19 protein-coding genes and 2 pseudogenes are annotated in these 18,474 nt (G+C 64.1%); 3 read left to right on the top strand and 18 right to left on the bottom strand.

Annotated elements, in window-relative coordinates; all coding sequences use genetic code 11:
• Nucleotides 1-267: 267 nt before the first annotated feature.
• Nucleotides 268-1,056 carry a HutD/Ves family protein gene (locus XAXN_RS02005; RefSeq protein ID WP_054318302.1) on the top strand — a complete coding sequence of 263 codons (789 nt, stop codon included), beginning with the start codon at nucleotides 268-270 and terminating at the stop codon, nucleotides 1,054-1,056.
• Nucleotides 1,057-1,303: 247 nt separating this feature from the next.
• On the opposite strand, the pseudogene XAXN_RS02000 reads toward XAXN_RS02005, so the two are convergent.
• The 13 genes and pseudogenes from XAXN_RS02000 to XAXN_RS01940 all read right to left on the bottom strand — a co-directional run.
• Nucleotides 1,304-1,925: pseudogene (locus XAXN_RS02000) on the bottom strand (sulfite reductase flavoprotein subunit alpha); the annotation flags it as partial.
• Nucleotides 1,926-2,086: 161 nt separating this feature from the next.
• Nucleotides 2,087-2,602, bottom strand: a complete 516-nt coding sequence (locus XAXN_RS01995; protein ID WP_054318301.1) for a DUF2271 domain-containing protein — start codon at nucleotides 2,600-2,602, stop codon at nucleotides 2,087-2,089.
• Between the two features lie 21 nt (nucleotides 2,603-2,623).
• Complete coding sequence (locus XAXN_RS01990; protein WP_054318303.1) at nucleotides 2,624-3,259, bottom strand: PepSY-associated TM helix domain-containing protein; 636 nt, start codon at nucleotides 3,257-3,259, stop codon at nucleotides 2,624-2,626.
• Nucleotides 3,260-3,266: 7 nt separating this feature from the next.
• Nucleotides 3,267-4,025 carry a tetratricopeptide repeat protein gene (locus tag XAXN_RS01985; RefSeq protein WP_054318300.1) on the bottom strand — a complete coding sequence of 253 codons (759 nt, stop codon included), beginning with the start codon at nucleotides 4,023-4,025 and terminating at the stop codon, nucleotides 3,267-3,269.
• Nucleotides 4,018-4,704, bottom strand: a complete 687-nt coding sequence (locus XAXN_RS01980) for a Fe2+-dependent dioxygenase (protein ID WP_054318299.1) — start codon at nucleotides 4,702-4,704, stop codon at nucleotides 4,018-4,020. Before XAXN_RS01980 ends, XAXN_RS01985 begins: the two co-directional genes overlap by 8 nt.
• 50 nt (nucleotides 4,705-4,754) lie before the next feature.
• Nucleotides 4,755-7,073: a TonB-dependent receptor gene (locus XAXN_RS01975; RefSeq protein WP_054318298.1), complete on the bottom strand. Its 2,319-nt coding sequence runs from the start codon at nucleotides 7,071-7,073 to the stop codon at nucleotides 4,755-4,757.
• 353 nt (nucleotides 7,074-7,426) lie between these two features.
• Nucleotides 7,427-7,756, bottom strand: a complete 330-nt coding sequence (locus XAXN_RS01970) for a non-heme iron oxygenase ferredoxin subunit (protein ID WP_003487771.1) — start codon at nucleotides 7,754-7,756, stop codon at nucleotides 7,427-7,429.
• Nucleotides 7,753-8,292 carry a GNAT family N-acetyltransferase gene (locus tag XAXN_RS01965; protein ID WP_054318297.1) on the bottom strand — a complete coding sequence of 180 codons (540 nt, stop codon included), beginning with the start codon at nucleotides 8,290-8,292 and terminating at the stop codon, nucleotides 7,753-7,755. Before XAXN_RS01965 ends, XAXN_RS01970 begins: the two co-directional genes overlap by 4 nt.
• 110 nt (nucleotides 8,293-8,402) lie before the next feature.
• Nucleotides 8,403-9,647, bottom strand: coding sequence for a cysteine desulfurase (locus XAXN_RS01960; RefSeq protein ID WP_054318296.1), 1,245 nt, complete (start codon nucleotides 9,645-9,647; stop codon nucleotides 8,403-8,405).
• Nucleotides 9,644-10,906, bottom strand: a complete 1,263-nt coding sequence (gene sufD, locus XAXN_RS01955; protein WP_054318295.1) for a Fe-S cluster assembly protein SufD — start codon at nucleotides 10,904-10,906, stop codon at nucleotides 9,644-9,646. The genes XAXN_RS01960 and sufD overlap by 4 nt, the downstream gene beginning before the upstream one ends.
• A complete protein-coding gene (sufC, locus tag XAXN_RS01950) occupies nucleotides 10,906-11,670 on the bottom strand; it encodes a Fe-S cluster assembly ATPase SufC (protein WP_054318294.1) in 765 nt (254 codons plus the stop codon). Before sufC ends, sufD begins: the two co-directional genes overlap by 1 nt.
• Nucleotides 11,671-11,778: 108 nt before the next feature.
• Nucleotides 11,779-13,236 carry a Fe-S cluster assembly protein SufB gene (gene sufB, locus XAXN_RS01945; RefSeq protein WP_054318293.1) on the bottom strand — a complete coding sequence of 486 codons (1,458 nt, stop codon included), beginning with the start codon at nucleotides 13,234-13,236 and terminating at the stop codon, nucleotides 11,779-11,781.
• A gap of 15 nt (nucleotides 13,237-13,251) precedes the next feature.
• Nucleotides 13,252-13,712 (bottom strand): annotated as a pseudogene (locus tag XAXN_RS01940) (SUF system Fe-S cluster assembly regulator).
• 171 nt (nucleotides 13,713-13,883) lie between these two features.
• Here XAXN_RS01940 and XAXN_RS01935 point away from each other — a divergent pair.
• The gene (locus XAXN_RS01935) at nucleotides 13,884-14,351 is read left to right on the top strand and encodes an SET domain-containing protein (protein WP_003487757.1); all 468 of its coding nucleotides are present in this window, start codon (nucleotides 13,884-13,886) and stop codon (nucleotides 14,349-14,351) included.
• A gap of 103 nt (nucleotides 14,352-14,454) precedes the next feature.
• Nucleotides 14,455-14,997 (top strand): type 1 glutamine amidotransferase domain-containing protein, encoded by a 543-nt coding sequence (locus XAXN_RS01930; RefSeq protein ID WP_054318292.1) that lies wholly within the window; start codon nucleotides 14,455-14,457, stop codon nucleotides 14,995-14,997.
• Between the two features lie 117 nt (nucleotides 14,998-15,114).
• Here XAXN_RS01930 and XAXN_RS01925 read toward each other — a convergent pair whose 3' ends face one another.
• The 5 genes from XAXN_RS01925 to XAXN_RS01905 all read right to left on the bottom strand — a co-directional run bounded on the left by XAXN_RS01925 (nucleotide 15,115) and on the right by XAXN_RS01905 (nucleotide 17,920).
• Complete coding sequence (locus XAXN_RS01925) at nucleotides 15,115-15,711, bottom strand: YceB family lipoprotein (RefSeq protein ID WP_054318291.1); 597 nt, start codon at nucleotides 15,709-15,711, stop codon at nucleotides 15,115-15,117.
• 55 nt (nucleotides 15,712-15,766) lie between these two features.
• Nucleotides 15,767-16,306, bottom strand: coding sequence for a flagellar biosynthesis protein FlhF (locus XAXN_RS01920; RefSeq protein ID WP_054318290.1), 540 nt, complete (start codon nucleotides 16,304-16,306; stop codon nucleotides 15,767-15,769).
• A 57-nt stretch (nucleotides 16,307-16,363) separates the two neighbouring features.
• Entirely contained in the window at nucleotides 16,364-16,705 is a 342-nt protein-coding gene (locus XAXN_RS01915) for a DUF3861 domain-containing protein (RefSeq protein WP_042823137.1), read from the bottom strand.
• A 57-nt stretch (nucleotides 16,706-16,762) separates the two neighbouring features.
• A complete protein-coding gene (locus XAXN_RS01910) occupies nucleotides 16,763-17,404 on the bottom strand; it encodes a M23 family metallopeptidase (RefSeq protein WP_054318289.1) in 642 nt (213 codons plus the stop codon).
• A 105-nt stretch (nucleotides 17,405-17,509) separates the two neighbouring features.
• The gene (locus XAXN_RS01905) at nucleotides 17,510-17,920 is read right to left on the bottom strand and encodes an HU family DNA-binding protein (protein WP_054318288.1); all 411 of its coding nucleotides are present in this window, start codon (nucleotides 17,918-17,920) and stop codon (nucleotides 17,510-17,512) included.
• Nucleotides 17,921-18,474 lie beyond the last annotated feature (554 nt).

Raw genomic sequence — 18,474 nt, 5'->3', positions numbered from 1 at the left:
CAGGACGGGGGGACGTCGGGTGCTATGAAGTGGGCAGCAAGACTTAGGGGGCAGTCTTCAGGCTGGGATGGTCTCCGCTCCAAAGCCTCGAAGTGTTCGAGTGACTCATGCATAACGAGCACCGGCCGAGCCCGCCTTGCGGTGGGGCGTGTCGTCAGCCCGAACCTGGATATCCAGGTCACTGCTAATGCGTCTTGCCGGTAAAGGCAGACGACTCGGCAACATACAGCCTGATCTCGGGCCGCGAGCTTGAGGCACAATGCGCCGATGCAGCTGACAGACCTGAGCAGCCGGGTGATTCCGGCCAGTGAGTACCGCCGTGAGCGGTGGCGCAATCAGTTGGGTTGGACTCGCGAGATCCTGCGTTTGGGCGATACAGCGCAGTGGGCATTGCGGCTATCGATTGCCGAAATCGAGCAGGATGCTGTGTTCTCGGCATTCCCAGGCATCGATCGTGAGTTGGTGCTGCTTCGGGGTAATGGCATGCGTTTGACATTTGGCAGTGGCGACACCGGTACTGATACCGTTGCTAGCGCGAATGGCAGCGCCGAAACTGCTGAAACCGAAACCGCTGCGGATGCCTGGAAGGGTGCTGGTCCGGACGCTGGTGGCGCAGAGAGTGTTGGCGAGCATGCTGCTGTCGATGGATCGTTGAGCACTAGTGAGCGCCTTGTTGCACGCGCATCCCGCAGCAGGCGATGTGTGGACTTGGTACCGCCCTATCAGCGCGTGCGATTTGCCGGCGAAGATGCAGTCGAGGTAGAGCTGCTGGACGGTCCTACCCAGGATTTCAACCTGATGTGGCGGCGGGATCTGCTGCAGACCGAGCTGCTGCATCGTCCGCTGGTCGGCACCATGTTGTTCTTTGCCGATCCGGGTAACGTCTGGGCGATTCATCTGCTTGCCGGCCAGGCAAGTTTCGGGCGGGACAGCGGTTTGCCGCCGTTAGCGGCTGGCGATACCGCATGGCTAAGCGCAGCGGCGCGCACCCGTTACGTGCTTGATGGCGGTGGCGAATTGTTGGCGATCCGGGTGAGCCCGTTGCCGGAACATTGAACCTGACGGACACCTTTACCCAGTCTTGCCTGCGGCGGATCGGTCAGCGGCCACAAATCCTGAGGCTTGTGTGCGGTCTGGACATCTTGGATGTACGTCTGCACGCGGTTTGTAGCCCATGCTTTTGGGCAGGCGAGCGGGCCGGTGTCCTATGTCGAAGGCGTGCTGGACGAAGTGCGGACCATGGCGCCGACGCGTGTTTGGCCGATGATGGGTGTGAAAGGTTTGGCCGCGAGTATGCCGCCGATCAGTACACATCGCGTCGGTAGCGGCCGTCGTGTTGCAGTTGCCGTCTGGCGGATGCGCCCAGGATATTGTCTAGCGCGTGGTCTACCTCCGGCGCCATGCCGCGAAGGCTGCCGCACACATAGAGGCAGGCACCTTGTTCGATCCATAAGCGCACGTCGGCGGCGGCCGCAGCCAGAGCGTGTTGCACATAGCGTGCGGGTTGATCCTGATCGCGCGAGTACACGCGGTCCAGGCGTTCGAGCCAGCCTGCCTGTTGCCATTGCTGCAGTTCATCGGCGTAGAGCGCATCGTGCGCAGAGCTACGTTCGCCGAACACCAACCAGTTTCGCCGCGCTCCGGCCGCGATACGTGCGCGCAGGTGCGCGCGCAGGCCGGCGATGCCCGTGCCGTTGCCGATCAGCAGCATGGGCCGATCGGGGGCCGGCGGGTGGAAGCCGGGGTTGCTGCGCAGGCGCAATGCAAATCGTTGCGCCGATCGGTGCGTGCACGCACAGCCAGCCGCTACCCAGGCCCAGGCGGCCGTCGCTGCGGCGGCCTTCGCGTATCAGCAGTTCGATATGACCTTCCTCGGGGATTGAGGCGAGTGAGTAGTCGCGATGAGGGAGGGCGACCAGATTGCGCAACAACGATGGGACGCACGTGGGATCAGCGCGAGACTGCAACGCTGTCCGGATGCGTGGAAAGCGCCAGGTGCCAAGCAACATGCGTTGCCGCCATGCGCGAGGTGTGCATTGCGTAAAAAATCCGCGCGCTGGAGAGCGCTGCGAACGCCAACGCAGCTTCAGGGCTTTGCAACCAGGCTGACCGCACCGAGCTCGCTGCTGCCACTGGCTTTGGCGGTCTGCGTGGAGGTCGCCGGCCAGGTGAAAGGCAGCTTGACCAGCTCGCGGCCGCCAACTTCGCGAGCGGCTTCCACCACCAGCGTGTATTGCCCCGTCGGCAGGGACTTCAATGCGCCCTTGGTGTCGGAGAACGACAGCGCATGGGCGCCTGCCGGCCGGGTGGGGCCGGTGACGCCATCGACCGGCACGCTCAGAGTGCGGCCGCTCTTGCGCCACCACTGGCGCAGATCCGGCAGCCATTGGGTGCCGTGGCCTTCGGCGGTGTCCCTGGATTGATACCAGACCGCCAGATTGGCGGCGACCTTCTGGTCCGCACCTTCCAGCCAGACCGCGACATACGGGCGGTGGTATTCGGCGACGTTGAGCTTGGGGATGTCGACGTTGATGTCGGGTGTGGCCGCATATGCGGGCATGACGAGCAGGCCGCTCAAGGCGATGGTCAATGGGACGCGCATGATCGTCTCCGATAGAAAGATTCAGTGCACCAACAGCAGGGCAAGCAACAGCGGAATCAGCAGGCCCAGGCCGACAAGCGGCCAGGTCATACGCCGCTGCCGTGCATGCAGTTGGAGAAGGAACAGGCCGGTGATGCAGAACACCAGGCAGGCGACGGCGAACACATCGATAAACCAGCCCCAGACCGGCCCGGCGTTGCGGCCTTTATGCAGATCGTTGAGATAGGCGACCCAGCCACGCGATGTGCGCTCGTATTCGATTGCACCCGTCGTACGGTCCAGGCTCAACCACGCGTCGCCGCCTGGGCGGGGCAGTGCGACATACACCTCGTCAGTCGACCATTCGCCATTGCGCGCGCCGATGCTAATGTCGAGCGCGCGTCCCAACCATTGCGCCACACGCGGCGGTAGCGGTGCATTGCCGTCCTGCCGGTTGCCCTGGGTCTGCAGCAGTGCAGGCGGCAGCGTGCGTTGTTCGGTCGATGGGCTGGCTTTGATGCGCGCGGCGTGATTCAGGGTCAGTCCGGTGACTGTAAACAGCAGCATGCCGATCAGGCACAGCGCCGAGCTGATCCAGTGCCGCTGATGCAGCATGCGCAGCCAGAAACCGCGGCGTTGCTGCGCGTTGGCGAGGTGAGCGTGGTCTAAGGTCGACATGCTGCGCTCAGGCCACATCTTCGGGAACGTAGGGCTGCAGTTGCCGCTGCCGTCCCGCCACCTCGTGCAGCAAGGCGCGCAGGCGCGGATGGCGCGCGCCGGCCAGCAGTGGCGCGAGCTGTTGCAGAAAGCCGGCGTGGCCACCTGCGATGGCGCGGCGCATCCATGCCTCGGCCCGATCCGGCTCGCCGCTGTCGGCAAGCAGGGTGGCGTAGCCGGCCTGGCCACGGAAATCGCCAGCCTCGGCAGAGCGGCGATACCATACGCATGCGGCCAGGGGGTCTGCGGCGCAGGCCAGGCCCTGGTCGAGATAGCGCGCCAGGAAGTTCATCGACTTGGCATGCCCGGCTTCGGCCCCGCGGCGGTACAGCGCCAATGCCTGCGCGTGGTCCTGCGCAACGCCGCGCCCGGAGGCGTACATGTGCGCCAGGTTGTACATGGCCCACACCAGACCATGTTCGGCGGCGCGGCGATACCACAACACGGCCAGCACCGCGTTGATGGCCGTGCCGAACCCCAGCTCATGGCAGCGGCCCAGCTGGTTCATCGCCTCCGTACACCCTGCGTTGGCGGCCACTTCGTACCACAGCATCGCTGCAGCCGGATCTGCGGCAATGCCGCGTCCTTCGGCGTACATCTGTGCGAGCAGCAATTGTGCGCCTACGTCGTGGTTCGCGGCGGCTTTGTGCAAAAGCGCACGTGCCTGTTCCGGCTGCGTGCGCAGCAACGCGCTTAGCTGCGCGATGTCCAGCGCCGGCTCAGACATCGGCCCACTGCCGCAACAGGTTGTGATACACGCCGGTGAGCTGGATCAATGAGGGATGCCCCGGCGTGTCCTGGGTGAGGCGGCGGATCGAGACATCCAGTTCGAACAACAGGCGGCGCTGCGCAGCGTCGCGCAGCATGCTCTGTGTCCAGAAGAAACACGCCACGCGCGCGCCACGTGTCACCGGCATGACCCTGTGCAGACTCGTGCCCGGATAGATCACCAGATGCCCTGCCGGCAGCTTGACCGACTGCGTGCCGTAGGTGTCTTCGATGACCAGCTCGCCACCGTCGTAGCTGTCCGGGTCGCTGAGAAACAGCGTGGCGGAGACATCGGTACGCACCGCCTCGGCGCCGCCACGACTGCGGTCGTAACGCACTGCGTTATCGACGTGATAGCCGAACGACTGCCCGCCGCTGTAGCGATTGAACAGCGGCGGGTAGATCCTGCGCGGCAGCACTGCTAAAAAGAACGTGCTGCTGCGCGCCAGCGCCTCCAGCACCAACGCGCCGGCCTCGCGTGCAACGGCGCTGTCTTCGGGCAACTGTGCGTTGTCCTTGGCCTGTGCCGATTGGTGGCCGGCGGTGATGCGGCCGTCTGCCCAGTCGGCCACGTCCAGTTGCGCACGCAGCTGGCTGAGCTGCGCGGGGCTGAGCACATCGGGGATGGGCAACAACATTGTGGTGGTCTCCACGTCGCCTGCGCTGCGCGGACGGGCGTGCCTGAGGGTTAGAAACTGAAGGTGGCGTTCAATACTGCCGAGCGGCCGTCACCCGGCAACGCCCAACCGCTGCCCGCCATGACGGTTCCGGCGGCGTTGACAGTGAGGTTGTTGCGGATGCTGGTGTAGTAGACCTTGTCGAACAGGTTGTTGACGTTCAATTGCAGGCTGAGCCACTCGTTGACGCGCAGGCCGACCATGGCGCGGTGCACCCAATACGCGTCGGTCTTGCGATACACCGCGGTCGAGGTGTTGTTCGGGTAGAAGCTGCCCTGATAGTTGACGCCGTACCCGAAGGTCCACTGGTTGAGCTGGTAGGTGGTCCAGAGATTGCCGGCGTTACGCGGGGTCTGCACCAGTTCGCGCCCGGCGATGGGGTCGCCGGTGAGGCTGGCAGTGCGATTGGACACGCTTTGCAGCACTTCGCTGTCCAGGAAGGTGTAGTTGGCGAAGATGGACCAGCGTTCGGTCAGGTAGCCGGCCGCGCCCAGCGCCAGGCCGTCCACGCGCGCCTTGCCGTCCAGCACCTGCTCGGGGACCAGCGGGTCGCCGCTGTTGACCTTGTAGTTCTCGCGTTCGTTGCGGAACACCGCGGCGGTCAGCGCCAGGCGCTCGTCCAACGCGTCCCACTTGCCGCCCAGTTCGATATTGACCGCGGTTTCCGGTTCGACATTGCAGTTGGCACCCACGGTGTAGGTGGCAATCGGCGTGCACGAGCCGTTGACCGAGGCCTTGGAGGGCGTCTTCGCATTTGCATAGGACAGATACAGGCTGGCGTTGTCGACCGGCTTGAACACCAGTCCGGCGCGATACGAAAACAGATCGTCCTTGCTGCCGGCCGGGAAGCCTGCGGCCACGCCGGTGATGCCACCGGTCGCATTCACGGTGTAGGTGGTGGTGTCGCCTTCGTTGTGCTCGTAGCGGCCGCCCAGGTTGAGCATCCATTGCTCGTTGAACTGCAAGGTGTCGAACAGGTACACCGCCTGGTTGGTCAGGCTGCCCTTGCTGCGGCCGGTGCGGAAATAGTTCTGCGGGCCGGTCCAGATGTTGTACGGGTGATCGAACGACTGCAGCGGGTAGGTGATGCCGGTGGTGGAGCCGTCGGCATTGCGGAAGATGCTGCCGCTATCCAGTTCGAAATCTTCCTTGCTGACGGCGACACCGGCGACGAGGCGATGTTCGATGGCGCCGGTGTGCAATGTTGCGGTCAGGTCGGTCTGGCTGTGCGCGATGAAGTTTTCGGTGTCGCGCACCAGTCCGCGCGGCCCGCTGTTGGGGTTCCAAGTGGACGGCGGCTGGCTCACGCACGCGCGGCCGGTGTAGGCGTTGGTGTTGTCGGGCAGGCACCAGGTGCCCTCAGGTGCAGTGGCGGTGGTGCTCTGATCCACACGCTGCAAGCGCGCCAGGCTGCGCAGTTTGACGTTGTCGTCGAAGTCCATTTCCAGCACGCCGGTGAGCATGTCCACGTCGATGTCCTGACGCGACACATTGCGATAGCCGTAATAGGTTTCGCGGTCCACGCCCGGCAACGGGCCATCGTTGAACGGGCTGAGCGCGAACGGCACGCCGTACTGCGGCAGGTTGTTGTCGTGCTGGTGCAGGTAGCTCAGCGTAAAGCGCGTGTCCGAACCCAGGCCGAACGCCACCGACGGCGCAACGCCCCAACGGTGACGGAATTCTTCGTCGCGGCCCGGCACGTCCTGGGTGTGGCCCATCGCATTCAAGCGCACGGCGATGCCATTTTCGAAATCGTAATTGCTGTCGGCAGTGAGGCGGCCGTAACGGTCGCTGCCGCCGCCGATCATCACGTTGGTGAAGTCGCCCTGGCCGGCAGTCTTGGTGACCAGGTTGATGTTGCCGCCGACCGAGCCTGCGCCGGACATGGCCGAGTTGGCACCATTGATGAGCTCGACGGATTCGAGGTTGAAGGTATCGCTGCGGCTGTACTGCGTGCTGTCGCGCACGCCGTCGGTAGTGATGTCGCTGCTGGCGGTGAAGCCGCGCAGGTTGATGCTGTCGCCATAGTCGCCACCGCCTTCGCCCGCACCGAAGGTGATGCCGGGCAGGGTGCTGAGCACATCGCGTAGCGACAGCAGATTTTGCTGGTCCATGGTCTGCTTGGTGACCACGGTGATAGTCTGCGGCGTGTCGCGCAGCGCTTCTGTGTACTTGGGCGAAGACGGCTTCTGCGCACGCTCCTGCTGCACCCGGATCGCATCCAGATCCACTGCCGCTGGAGGCGCCGACACGTCGTCGGGCTGGGCGAAAGCGGGGGCGGACAGCGTCAGCAACACGGCCGAAGCGAGTGGGGAAATGCGAGGCGTCATGGAAGATCTCAAAGAGGAGGCGAGGCTCCCACCTGGCGATGGCTCGGCGGAGGCGGATGGAATGCGGGATGGAATCCGGGACGCTGCGCCTGCTAACCCGAAGCGCTGCGCCGACAGTCGCCCGGGCCAGGCAAGCCGAAGCACTGCGCGAGGACGCGCAGGCAAGGCGAACGAGCGGGGCAGGTGTCGAGCAGGGCTGGGTGCATGGGATCGCAGGCAGGCCAGTTGTTAAGATGGGCTTAAGGATGCGATTTTAAATGCAAATCATTCTTCTTTGCAATATTGGCTGAGCGGCGGCAGACGCTGCCACGTGTGGCGCCCTGGAGCGGAACGGCTGCTGCAACGCGCCTGCTTCAGCGATCGTCGCGGGTCCAGATACCGTCGTGTTCGCGCTTGACCGGGAATTTGGGCACGGCCGTGTAGGCAGGCGCGCACAAGGGGCGGCCGTCGCGGATATCGAAGCGCGCGCTATGCAATTGGCATTCGATGGTGCCGGCTACCGGATCGAAACTGCCGGGCGACAGTTCGTAGTCTTCGTGGCTGCAGCGGTCTTCCAGCGCGTACAAGGCGCCATCGAGGTTGAACACCACGATCGGCGTGTCGGTGACTTCGTCCCAGACCGTCTGCATTTCACCGGGCAGCAGCGCATCGCTGGCACAGACGAAGGTCCAGGTGTCGCTCATGGGGTTGGCCCGTTCAACTGCTTTTCCAGCACCTCAAAACGCAGATCCTGGCGCAGCGGAATGCCGAAGCGCTCGTCGCCATACGGGAAGGGTTTGACGATGCCGGTGCGGCGATACCCGCGGCGTTCGTAAAAAGCGATGAGTTCATTGCGCACATCGATGACAGTCATGCGCATCACCGGCACCTGCCATTGGCTATGTGCACGGCGCTCGGCTTCGGCCAACAGCGTCTTGCCGAGCCCGCTGCTCTGCAAAGAAGGATCCACCGCCAACATCCCGAAATACCCGGCACCGTGGTCGTCGGCGATATGCGCACAGGCCACCAGCTGCCCATTCTGTTCGACCACCAGCACCAGGCTGCGGTCGCGCAGGATATCGTCGCGCAGCACAGCCGGATCGATACGCGCACCCTCAAGAATATCGGCCTCGGTGGTCCAGCCCACGCGGCTGCTGTCGCCGCGATAGGCAGAGGTTACCAGCAGGACGAGAGCGTCGATGTCAGCGACGGTGGCGGTGCGGAAAGTGGTGGTCTGCATGGAGGCAGTTTAATCGGGAATCGAGAATGGGGAATCGCAACAGCCCACTCAAGGAGTGCTAAGGATGCGATTGGGCTCACGAATCAAGCTCTTTCGATTCCCGATTCCCATCAGCCCAGGAGTCGACGGACCTTCACCAGCGCGGCGGCGAAGCGCTCGATTTCGTCGTGCGTGTTGTAGAACGCCAGTGACGCGCGGCAGGTGGCGGCGACGCCGTAGTACTGCAGCAGCGGATGCGCGCAGTGTTGGCCAGAGCGCACCGCGACGCCTTCCAGGTCGAGCAGGGTGGCCAGGTCATGCGCGTGCGCACCTTCGATCAGGAACGACACCACCGCGGCCTTGTCGGGCGTGGTGCCGAACATGCGCAGACCATCGATGCGCTGCAGCTCTTCGGCGAAATGGGCGAGCAGTTCGGCTTCGCGTGCTTCCACGTGTGCCAGCCCGAGCGATTCCAGGTAATCCACTGCCGCACCCAGGCCGACGAAACCGGCGATGTTGGGCGTGCCGGCTTCGAACTTGTGCGGCGCATCGTTGAAGACGGTGTTCTCGAAGCTGACTTCCTTGATCATCTCGCCGCCGCCCAGAAACGGCGGCATCGCCTGCAGATGTTCGCGACGTGCCCACAGTGCGCCGGTGCCGGTAGGGCCGCACATCTTGTGCCCGGTAATGGCGTAGAAATCGCAGCCGATGCTGGCCACGTCGATGCGCCGATGCGGAGCGGCCTGCGAGCCGTCCACCATGGTGACGATGCCGCGCTTGCGCGCTTCGCGGCAGATCTCGCGTACCGGGTTGACCGTGCCCAGCACGTTGGACACGTGGGTGATCGCCAGCAGTTTGACGTCCGGGGCCATCGCCTTGCGCAAGGCATCCAGATCCAGCGCGCCATCGGGCGTGATCTCGGCCACGCGGATGGTGGCGCCGGTACGCTGGGCCACCAACTGCCACGGCACGATGTTGGCATGATGCTCCATGCGCGAAATCAGGATCACATCGCCGGCGCCCAGCCGCGGCAATGCCCACGAATACGCCACCAGATTGATCGCGAAGGTGGTGCCGCTGCACAGCACCAGCTCATCGGCGCGGACGTTGAGAAAACGCGCCAGCTTGCTGCGCGCGCCCTCGAACGCGTCGGTCGCTTCGCTGCCGAGCGCATGCACGGCACGGCTCACGTTGGCGTTCTGGCGCCGGTAGAACTCGTCGGTGGCGGCAATCACCTGCAGCGGCTTCTGGCCGGTGTTGGCGTTGTCGAAATAGATCAGCGGCTTGCCATGCACCTGCCGCATCAGCAGCGGGAAATCCAGGCGCACGCGATCCCAATCGGGCGCTGCGCTGGGCGGAACGGCGGGCATGTTCATGCCACGCCCGCCGAATTCAATGCCCGGTCCAATTGCAGCGCCAACACGGCACTCAAGGCGGCCGGCAACACGCGCAAGGGTTCATGACAGAACGCGGCACTCAGCAGGCGCTGCGCTTCTTCCTGCGGCAAGCCGCGCGAGCGCAGGTAGAACAAGGCATTGCCGTCGAGCTGCCCCACCGTGGCGCCATGCGCGGCCTGTACCTCGTCGGCATCGATCACCAGCACCGGCTGGGTGTCGATTTCGGCGTTGGACGACAGCAGCAGATTCTTGTTGGACAACCGTGCATCGGTGCCGTCGGCACCTGCGCGGATGCGGATGCCACCATGGAACACCACGCGGCTGCGGTCCGCGCCCACGCCGCGCCATACCAGTTCGCAGGCGGTGTCGCGCGCGATGTGCTCGATGCCCAGGCGCGTGTCCACATGCCGGCGGCCGTTGCCGAGCAGCACGCCGTTGGCGGTGAGCTGCGCGTTGTTGCCTTCCAGGCGCACGTTGAGCTCGTGCCGCGATAGTCCGGCACCCAGCTCCAGGTCCACACGCTGGTAGCGCGCCTCGCGCGCCAGCACCGCGTCAGTGCGTAGCAGCGACGTCGCATGTGCGCTGGCGGCCTGCACGCGTGCGTGCGACAACGCTGCGCCCTGTGCCAGATGCACGTGCATCACGCTGTTGTCCAGATGCGCGGCGTCGCCGACATGCAGGTGATGCTCGACGACCTGCAGCGCAGCGTCGGCACGCAGTTCGATCAGATGGCGGTGATGCCACGACAGATCCTGCTCGCCGGCCACGCCGACGAATACCAGATGCAGCGGCAGCTCGACCTGCGCGCCGGCATGCACGCGCACCAGCACGCCTTCATCGGCAAGTGCGGCATTCAGGCGCGCAAAGACCTCATCGCTGCCGTCGAAGCGGCGGCCCAGCAACTGCTGCGCCTCGTCGCTCGCAGCCAACGATGCAGACAGGGTGTCCAACTGCACGCCTTCCGGCAACGTGGACAGATCGCTGAGCGCTTCGGACGGGCGTCCATTGACGAAGACCATGCGCGGCGACGGGATGTCGTCCAGCGCGGCAGCATCCACCAGCGTTGGCACCTGCGGGGCGGGCTGAAAGCTGCGCCGTTCCAACTGCCGCAACGAGGTGTATTTCCAGGCCTCGGCACGCGGGCCGGGCAGGCCGGTCTGCAGGGCGGCATCCAGCTCGGCGCGGCGTGCATCACTGCCGCTGAACCCGCGCGCCAGGGAATCGAGCAGGGCACTCATCAGGCGGCGACCTCAGGCACTACGCGGTCTTTCAGGAAGTGATAGCCGTGCTTTTCCAGCTCCAGCGCCAGTTCCTGGCCGCCGCTCTGCACGATGCGGCCCTCTGCCAGCACATGCACCACGTCCGGCTTGATGTAGTCGAGCAGGCGCTGATAGTGGGTGATGACCAGGAACGAACGCTCGGGCGAACGCAGCGCGTTGACGCCGTCGGCCACGCTCTTGAGCGCATCGATATCCAGGCCGGAATCGGTCTCGTCCAGGATGGCGAGTTTGGGCTCGAGCACCGCCAGCTGGAAAATCTCGTTGCGCTTCTTTTCGCCGCCAGAGAAGCCTTCGTTGACGCTGCGATGCAGCAGCTCGTCCTTCAGATGCAGCACGGCCAGCTTTTGGCGCACCAGCTTGAGGAACTGCATCGAATCCAGCTCGTCTTCGCCGCGTGCCTTGCGCTGCGCATTGAGCGCGGCGCGCAGGAAATAGGTGTTGTTGACGCCGGGGATTTCCACCGGGTACTGGAAGGCCAGGAACAGGCCAGCGGCGGCGCGCTCTTCCGGCGGCAGGTCGAGCAGGTTCTTGCCTTCGAACTCCACGGTGCCTGCGCCGACCTCGTAGCCATCGCGACCGGCCAGCACATTGCCCAGCGTGGATTTACCCGCGCCATTGGGACCCATGATGGCGTGTACCTGGCCGGGCTGGATGTCCAGCGACAGGCCTTTGAGGATGTCTTTGCCGGCGATGCTGGCGTGGAGGTTGGAGATTGTAAGCATGGGATTAGGGATTCGAAATTTGGGATTGGTAAAAGCAGATCAACCGGCCGGCATGGGAACGGGGTTGTGCGAATCCCCAATCCCCAATGCCGAATCTCTAAGGCAGCGTCAGCCGACGCTGCCTTCCAACGAGACTTCCAGCAGCTTCTTGGCTTCCACCGCGAACTCCATCGGTAGCTCGCGGAACACCTGCTTGCAGAAGCCGTCGACGATCAGCGACACCGCATCTTCCTGGCTGATGCCACGCGCGCGGCAATAGAAGAGTTGGTCGTCGCTGATCTTGGAGGTGGTGGCCTCGTGTTCGACGGTGGCGCCCGGGTTCTTCACCTCGATATAGGGGAAGGTGTGGGCGCCGCACTGCTTGCCGATCAACAGCGAATCGCACTGCGTGTAGTTGCGTGCACCATCGGCATTGCGGTCCACCTTGACCTGGCCGCGATAGGTATTTTGGCCCCGCCCGGCGCTGATGCCCTTGCTGACGATCTTGCTCTTAGTGCGCTTGCCGATGTGGACCATCTTGGTACCGGTGTCGGCCTGCTGACGGTGGTGGGTCAGCGCGACCGAATGAAATTCGCCCACCGAATCGTCGCCAATCAGCACGCAAGACGGGTACTTCCAGGTGATCGCAGAGCCGGTTTCGACCTGGGTCCAGGTCACCTTGCTGCGCGCGCCACGGCATTCGGCACGCTTGGTGACGAAGTTGTAGATGCCGCCGCGGCCTTCTTCGTCGCCCGGGTACCAGTTCTGCACAGTGGAATACTTGATCTCTGCATCTTCCAGCGTCACCAGCTCGACGACCGCCGCATGCAGCTGGTTCTCGTCGCGCATCGGCGCGGTGCAGCCTTCCAGATACGAGACGTAGGCCTTGTCTTCGCACACGATCAAGGTGCGCTCGAACTGGCCGGTATGGCCGGCGTTGATGCGGAAGTAAGTGCTCAATTCCATCGGGCAACGCACGCCCTTGGGAATGAACACAAAACTGCCGTCGGAGAACACGGCCGAGTTGAGCGCAGCGAAATAGTTGTCGCCCACCGGCACCACGCTGCCCAGATACTGCCTGACGATCTCCGGGTGCTCCTTGATGGCCTCGGACATCGAACAGAAGATCACGCCTTTTTCGGCCAGCTCCTTGCGGAAGGTGGTGCCGACCGAGACCGAGTCGAACACCGCATCGACGGCGACGCCGGCCAGCTTGGCGCGCTCGTGCAGCGGCACGCCCAGCTTGTCGTAGGTGTCCAGCAATTCCTTGGGTACCTCGTCCAGCGAGGCGTATTTCGGGCCCTTGGGCGCGGAGTAATAGCTCAGCGCCTGGAAGTCGATCGGCGAGATCTGCAGTTTCGCCCACTCCGGCATCGGCATCTTCAGCCAATGGCGATAGGCCTCAAGGCGCCAGTCGGTCATCCATTGCGGCTCGTCTTTCTTGGCCGACAACGCACGGATGACGTCTTCGTCCAGGCCGGGCGGGAGCGAGTCCGATTCGATTTCGGTGATGAAGCCGGCGTCGTAACGTCGACCCAGCCGTTCGAGGATCTGCGCGTTCTGCGGAGGAGCAAGTTCGGTGGCCATTGGGCTGCCTACAGGTCAGGTGGTCGCGACGCGTGCGGCGATGGAACGCCGACGGGTGTCGCCAGGGAGAGAGAGAGGGGCTGCAACATCTGCGCGAGCGTGACGCGACGCAAGGCATCGCCCACCACGTCGTTGATCAGGCGCCAGTTCGAACGCACGCCGCAGCGCTGCGCGATGCCGCACTGGCTGTGGTCCTGGCTGCATTCGGTGATCGCCAACGGACCTTCCATTGCTTCGACGATCTCCACCAGGGTGATGTCGCTGGCGGCGCGCGCAAGCCGGTAGCCGCCGTGCACGCCGCGCAAGCCTTCAACCAGGCCCGCCTGCGACAACGGCTTGAGAATCTTGCTGACAGTTGGCGCTTCCAGACCGGCCTGTTCGGCCAACTCGCTTGCGCTGAGCACCTGATCGCAGCGTGCCGCCAGGACGGTCAGCACCACGGTGGCGTAATCTGTGAGTTTGGTGACGCGCAACATGGAAAGGCGAAATCCGAAAGCGGACCGAAATTGTACTCTTTCCAGTAGGGCAGGGCCAACGGCGCGATTCAGCCGCCGGCAAGCGTGGTCCGTTGCGGCGCACGCTGCGCTTGCGCTTGGCGCATTGGCGCGCTGCGGTCACAATGAGCGGCCCCATCACTGGACCCTTACATGTCGCGCAAAGTTGCCGCCCGCAAGTCACGTATCCACGGCAATGGCATGTTCGCCCTCGCCCCGCTCCGCAAGGGCGAGCGCATCATTCAATACAAGGGTCGCCTGCGCACGCATGCCGAAGTGGATGCCGACGATACGGGCGATGTGGAGAGCGGGCATACCTTCTTGTTCACGCTCAGCGACGACTACGTGCTGGATGCCAACTACGAAGGCAATGTTGCGCGCTGGATCAACCATAGCTGCGATCCCAATTGCGAAGCGGTGATCGAAGAAGCCGAGGGCGACGACCGACGCAAGGACAAGATCTTCATCGAGGCCAAGCGCGACATCAAACCCGGCGAAGAGCTCACCTATAACTACGGCATTACCCTTGCCGAGCGTCATACGCCACGCCTGAAGAAGATCTGGGAATGCCGTTGCGGCTCGAAGAATTGCACCGGAACGATGCTGCAACCCAAGCGCTGAGCATGTAGGATCGTGGCGCGTACTGACGCCACGCATACATCGGTGCACGGTTGCGCAACGGCGCGCTTTCTAGGTTTGGGCTTCTTTCTGTGAAGAGCCCCACATGTCTTACTCGCTCTCCGGCAGGACTGTTGCCGTGCTGGCCACCGACGGCTTCGAGCAATCCGAACTGACCGAGCCCAAGCGCCTACTGGAATCCTGGGGCGCCAAGGTCGAGGTGATCGCACCTGGCGATGGCGCGAAGATCCGCGCATGGAATCACACCAATTGGGGCGATTCGGTGGCAGTCGATCGTCCGCTTGCTGAGGCGACAGCTGATCCTTACGACGCACTGGTGTTGCCTGGCGGTGTGCTCAATCCCGATACGCTGCGGACCGATACCCAGGCTATCGCATTCATCCGCGCGTTTTCGACCGCACAGAAACCGGTAGCGGCGATCTGCCACGGACCGTGGTTGTTGCTCGAAAGCGACCTGGTACGCGATCGCCAGGTTACCTCGTGGCCATCGGTCAAGACGGACCTGATCAATGCCGGGGCGCGCTGGCAGGATGCCGAAGTGGTGGTCGATGGCCAACTGATTACCAGTCGCAAGCCGGACGACATTCCTGCATTCGCTGCAGCCGTGGCCAAGGCCTTGTCTGCATAGGCAGCCGGCTTTTGGTCAGTGTCAGCGCGGAACAAGAAGGCCCGGCGCGGGTGCGTCGGGCCTTCTGACGTGTCGGGTTGCGTGGCTTGTCGCCATCGACGGCAACACCAAGCCGGCTTACTTCCCGGACAGCGCTGCCGCGGGCACCATTTGCTCGATGTTCTGGTTGAAGCTGACCGCAACCCGCCCGTTCTGGATGCCGACCGATTCCACCTGCACCGCACCCATCACGGATGCAATGGCGGGGTCGATTCGGTAGATCGGTTCCTTGCGCGCGTAGTCGGCCAGCCAGGTATTGAGCAGCTGCCGCGTGCTGTGGTCGAGCTTTGCGCCCGCGTGGGCAGGGCGGAAGTCGTCGATGCTGGGTTGGTCGAGATAAAAGCCCTGCTTGGCCACGTCGTAGCGCAGTGCGCTGGTCAAGGTCACATTACCGACCGATGCAGGAGCGCTGCCTGCGGTCGCCACGGCAAGATCGAACGCCATCTTCAGCCGATCGCCTGGCGGCAACGATAGCGCCGGGTTGCTGACCGTCATGGCGATCAGCCCGCCCAGCGTGTCGTGTGTCTGTGGGAAGCGGCCACCCAGATACTGCTGCAGGTCGCTGGCCTGCACGCTGATCTGTTTTCCCTGGATCTGCGGCGCGGCCCAGGCGCTGGTGATGGGCATTGCCAAGGCGAGGGCGAGCATGGATCCGGCAAGCGAACGCAGTTTCATCGGGTGACTCCGGCAACAGGTGACATCACCTTAGTCGGCGCCGGTGAACCACGGGTTAGCGCAACACCGGCTGCAGCGTGGCCGAATAGATTTCCCAGCCATCGCTGCCGGTGCGGGGTTGCAGCCGGTATGCGCCGACCAGACGTTGCGTGCCGGTGGTGGTGCGTACGGTCAATTGCACCGGAACTTCGATACGCTGTGGCGGCTGCGCCTGATCCAGTGCAATGGGCGGGTCGTTATCGATGCGCATCGACTGGATATTGGTGATGGCACGCAAGGCAGTGTCGTCCGGCACCGGGGGAGGGTGGCCGCCGGTCCATAAGGCATCGGCCTGCGCGCGCGCCGCTCCCGGTAACGCGCCGAGGTAGCGTTGAACGGTGGCGCTTGCTTGGGCGTAATTGGCCAGCGCGATGGCAACGGTGGGGTCAGCCGCTGGAGCGGGTGATGCGGTCGTGGTGCTGGCAGTGCCGTCAATGGGCGGGCGCGATGCGCTGGCGTGCGTCTCCTGCGCGTCGTTTGCCTGCCGATCCGTAGTCCGATGACAGCTGCAACCAGAAAGTGCGGCTGCGACAACGAGCATCCCCATCCAGCGCATGATGTGTCCCCAACCCCGAGGATAGGCAGTGTAGCCGGTGCCTGCGGCGATGCGTCTTCAGGCGCCGGTGGCGGGCTGCACGCGCTGCAGGCGCTCTAGCAGCAGCTGTAGTTTGGGACGCAACGCGTCCAGTGCATCGCTGGGCTGCGCGCGTGGGCGGGCCGCCAGGTCTTCCAGCAATTGCGAACCCACGGTCAGTGCTGCGCATTCGTCGCTGCTCAGGTCGCGGCGCAGGTGCAGTTCCTCGAGCAGTCGCATCCAGTCGGCGCGCGAACGTTGTTCGAATTCGATGGTGCAGCGGTTCTCACAAGGGCGGCCGTCGTTTTCGATAGGCGTGACCGTGATGCGATAGCGTTTGCGGGACATAGGGGGCGCGTCGTTCTGGGCTGTGCTCACCATAGGCGTAGGACGCGACCGTCTCGATAGGGTGGCCCATGACGCAGTGTTCCAACGTGCTCAGTTTGCTGGCCGAGCGGCAGGTTTGCGCAGGAGCGGCAGCGGATCGTACGCACCGTTGCGTCCATAGACACCATAGTGCAGGTGCGGCGGCGTGCCGCGCGCATTGCCGGTGGCGCCGACCTTGCCGAGCAGGGTGCCGGGCTCGACCACATCGCCTACTGCGAGGCCGGCAGCCCAATCGTCCAGGTGCGCGTAGTAATGTCGTTCCATCGCCGGACCCAGCAGCCAGACCTGCTTTCCGCCCAGTCCCTGGTCGCGGATGGCGCTGACCACGCCGCGCGTCGCGGCCACCACCGGTGTACCGCGTGGCGCGAAGATATCCACGCCCGCATGCGTGCGGTCGCGGCCACGGGGTGCGCCAAAGGTGTCGGCAATCTGTCGCGCACGCACGCCTTCCACCGGCAGATGCAACTGCGCAGGCGGGGGCATTTGCGACAGCTCCCAGCTGGTACGGAGCCGATGGGCGACCGGCAGCTGCCAGGCCCAGCGCGCAGCCACCGCCAGAGCGCACAGCAGCGCAATCGACACGACGATGCTGCGCAGCCGACGTGCAGGGCTACGGGTGGACACTCGGCGTGGTGACGATGGCGGGGTGTTCGGCGGATAGGTCACAGATACCTGCAGATGGCGAATCAGCATGCAGGGTAGGGCAGCATCGATGAGCGGTATGTGCTGCACTTTGTGGGCGATTGCAAAAAAAAGACGGCCCGCAGGCCGTCTTCGTGAGACCGGAGGCGTGCTCGATTAGAGCGCCGCGTCCTTCAACCTCTTCATCATGCGGGACTTGAGCTTGGTGGTCGCCGGCTTGGCGGCGAAGATCTGCTCTTCCTTGGTGAACGGGTTGATGCCCTTGCGCTTCGGCTTGGCCGGCACGTGCACGGTGGTCAGCTTGAGCATGCCCGGGATGGTGAAGGTGCCGACGCCCTTCTTGCTCAGCGAGGCGTGTGCGGTGGCTTCCAGCGACGCCAGCACGGCGCGGACGTCCTTCGGAGCCAACTGGGTGCTTTCAGCGATGTGCGCGACCAGGCCGGTCTTGCTCAGTGCTTCCTTGATCGGCTTGAGCGCAGCGGCCTTGGCCGGCTTTGCGGTCTTGGTCGCGGCGACCTTTTTCACTGCCTTCTTGGGGGCAGCCTTCTTAGCGGCGGTTTTTGCCATGAGTGATGTGTTCCGTATTCGTTGGTGGTGTTGGGTCTGCCGACCCAGTCGGCAACGCGAAATGTAGGGCAACTGCTGCGCGCCGCCAATAGGCAAACGATGAAACAGCACGAAAAAAGCATCTTTCGACGGGGATTCGTTCACCAGGGGCAGAAAAAAGCGCACAAAACGCATCGGCTTGCCCGTGCCATGCGCGCGTTCGCTGCATGTCTGACGCACAGCAGCAGATCGTTTGCGCGAGCAAAGGCCGCAACGCGCATCCGTGGGGACGATGCAACCAGCCGATAAGGCCAGCCTTTTTGGGGATGCATGTAACGGGGCCACGCGCCGACGAGATGGCTGCCATCGATTGCAAACGTGGACGCACGTTCCATGTACGGCAAATGGAGCGGTTTTTGGGCGCGATGCAGCCTTCGACGCCGTATCGCCCTGCATCCACCTTCCGGCGATCAAGGCGCTGGCGCGGCGCTTTGCGCAGATGTTCGAATCGTTTCCGTCTTGCCATGCGCGCCGCGCGAAAGGCATCGCGCGATGCGCTAGGTGTTCAGTCCCGG

The organism is Xanthomonas axonopodis (genome assembly GCF_001304695.1).
Taxonomy (GTDB): domain Bacteria; phylum Pseudomonadota; class Gammaproteobacteria; order Xanthomonadales; family Xanthomonadaceae; genus Xanthomonas; species Xanthomonas axonopodis.
Note: the sequence above shows the minus strand (reverse complement) of the source record. Positions and strands in the feature narration are given on the sequence as shown.

Excerpts from the sequence above, each read along its gene's own strand:
- XAXN_RS02005 (WP_054318302.1), top strand. The coding sequence starts at position 268 with ATGCAGCTGACAGACCTGAGCAGCCGGGTGATTCCGGCCAGTGAGTAC.
- XAXN_RS01995 (WP_054318301.1), bottom strand. The coding sequence starts at position 2,602 with ATGCGCGTCCCATTGACCATCGCCTTGAGCGGCCTGCTCGTCATGCCC.
- XAXN_RS01990 (WP_054318303.1), bottom strand. The coding sequence starts at position 3,259 with ATGTCGACCTTAGACCACGCTCACCTCGCCAACGCGCAGCAACGCCGC.
- XAXN_RS01985 (WP_054318300.1), bottom strand. The coding sequence starts at position 4,025 with ATGTCTGAGCCGGCGCTGGACATCGCGCAGCTAAGCGCGTTGCTGCGC.
- XAXN_RS01980 (WP_054318299.1), bottom strand. The coding sequence starts at position 4,704 with ATGTTGTTGCCCATCCCCGATGTGCTCAGCCCCGCGCAGCTCAGCCAG.
- XAXN_RS01975 (WP_054318298.1), bottom strand. The coding sequence starts at position 7,073 with ATGACGCCTCGCATTTCCCCACTCGCTTCGGCCGTGTTGCTGACGCTG.
- XAXN_RS01970 (WP_003487771.1), bottom strand. The coding sequence starts at position 7,756 with ATGAGCGACACCTGGACCTTCGTCTGTGCCAGCGATGCGCTGCTGCCC.
- XAXN_RS01965 (WP_054318297.1), bottom strand. The coding sequence starts at position 8,292 with ATGCAGACCACCACTTTCCGCACCGCCACCGTCGCTGACATCGACGCT.
- XAXN_RS01960 (WP_054318296.1), bottom strand. The coding sequence starts at position 9,647 with ATGAACATGCCCGCCGTTCCGCCCAGCGCAGCGCCCGATTGGGATCGC.
- sufD (WP_054318295.1), bottom strand. The coding sequence starts at position 10,906 with ATGAGTGCCCTGCTCGATTCCCTGGCGCGCGGGTTCAGCGGCAGTGAT.
- sufC (WP_054318294.1), bottom strand. The coding sequence starts at position 11,670 with ATGCTTACAATCTCCAACCTCCACGCCAGCATCGCCGGCAAAGACATC.
- sufB (WP_054318293.1), bottom strand. The coding sequence starts at position 13,236 with ATGGCCACCGAACTTGCTCCTCCGCAGAACGCGCAGATCCTCGAACGG.
- XAXN_RS01935 (WP_003487757.1), top strand. The coding sequence starts at position 13,884 with ATGTCGCGCAAAGTTGCCGCCCGCAAGTCACGTATCCACGGCAATGGC.
- XAXN_RS01930 (WP_054318292.1), top strand. The coding sequence starts at position 14,455 with ATGTCTTACTCGCTCTCCGGCAGGACTGTTGCCGTGCTGGCCACCGAC.
- XAXN_RS01925 (WP_054318291.1), bottom strand. The coding sequence starts at position 15,711 with ATGAAACTGCGTTCGCTTGCCGGATCCATGCTCGCCCTCGCCTTGGCA.
- XAXN_RS01920 (WP_054318290.1), bottom strand. The coding sequence starts at position 16,306 with ATGCGCTGGATGGGGATGCTCGTTGTCGCAGCCGCACTTTCTGGTTGC.
- XAXN_RS01915 (WP_042823137.1), bottom strand. The coding sequence starts at position 16,705 with ATGGTGAGCACAGCCCAGAACGACGCGCCCCCTATGTCCCGCAAACGC.
- XAXN_RS01910 (WP_054318289.1), bottom strand. The coding sequence starts at position 17,404 with ATGCTGATTCGCCATCTGCAGGTATCTGTGACCTATCCGCCGAACACC.
- XAXN_RS01905 (WP_054318288.1), bottom strand. The coding sequence starts at position 17,920 with ATGGCAAAAACCGCCGCTAAGAAGGCTGCCCCCAAGAAGGCAGTGAAA.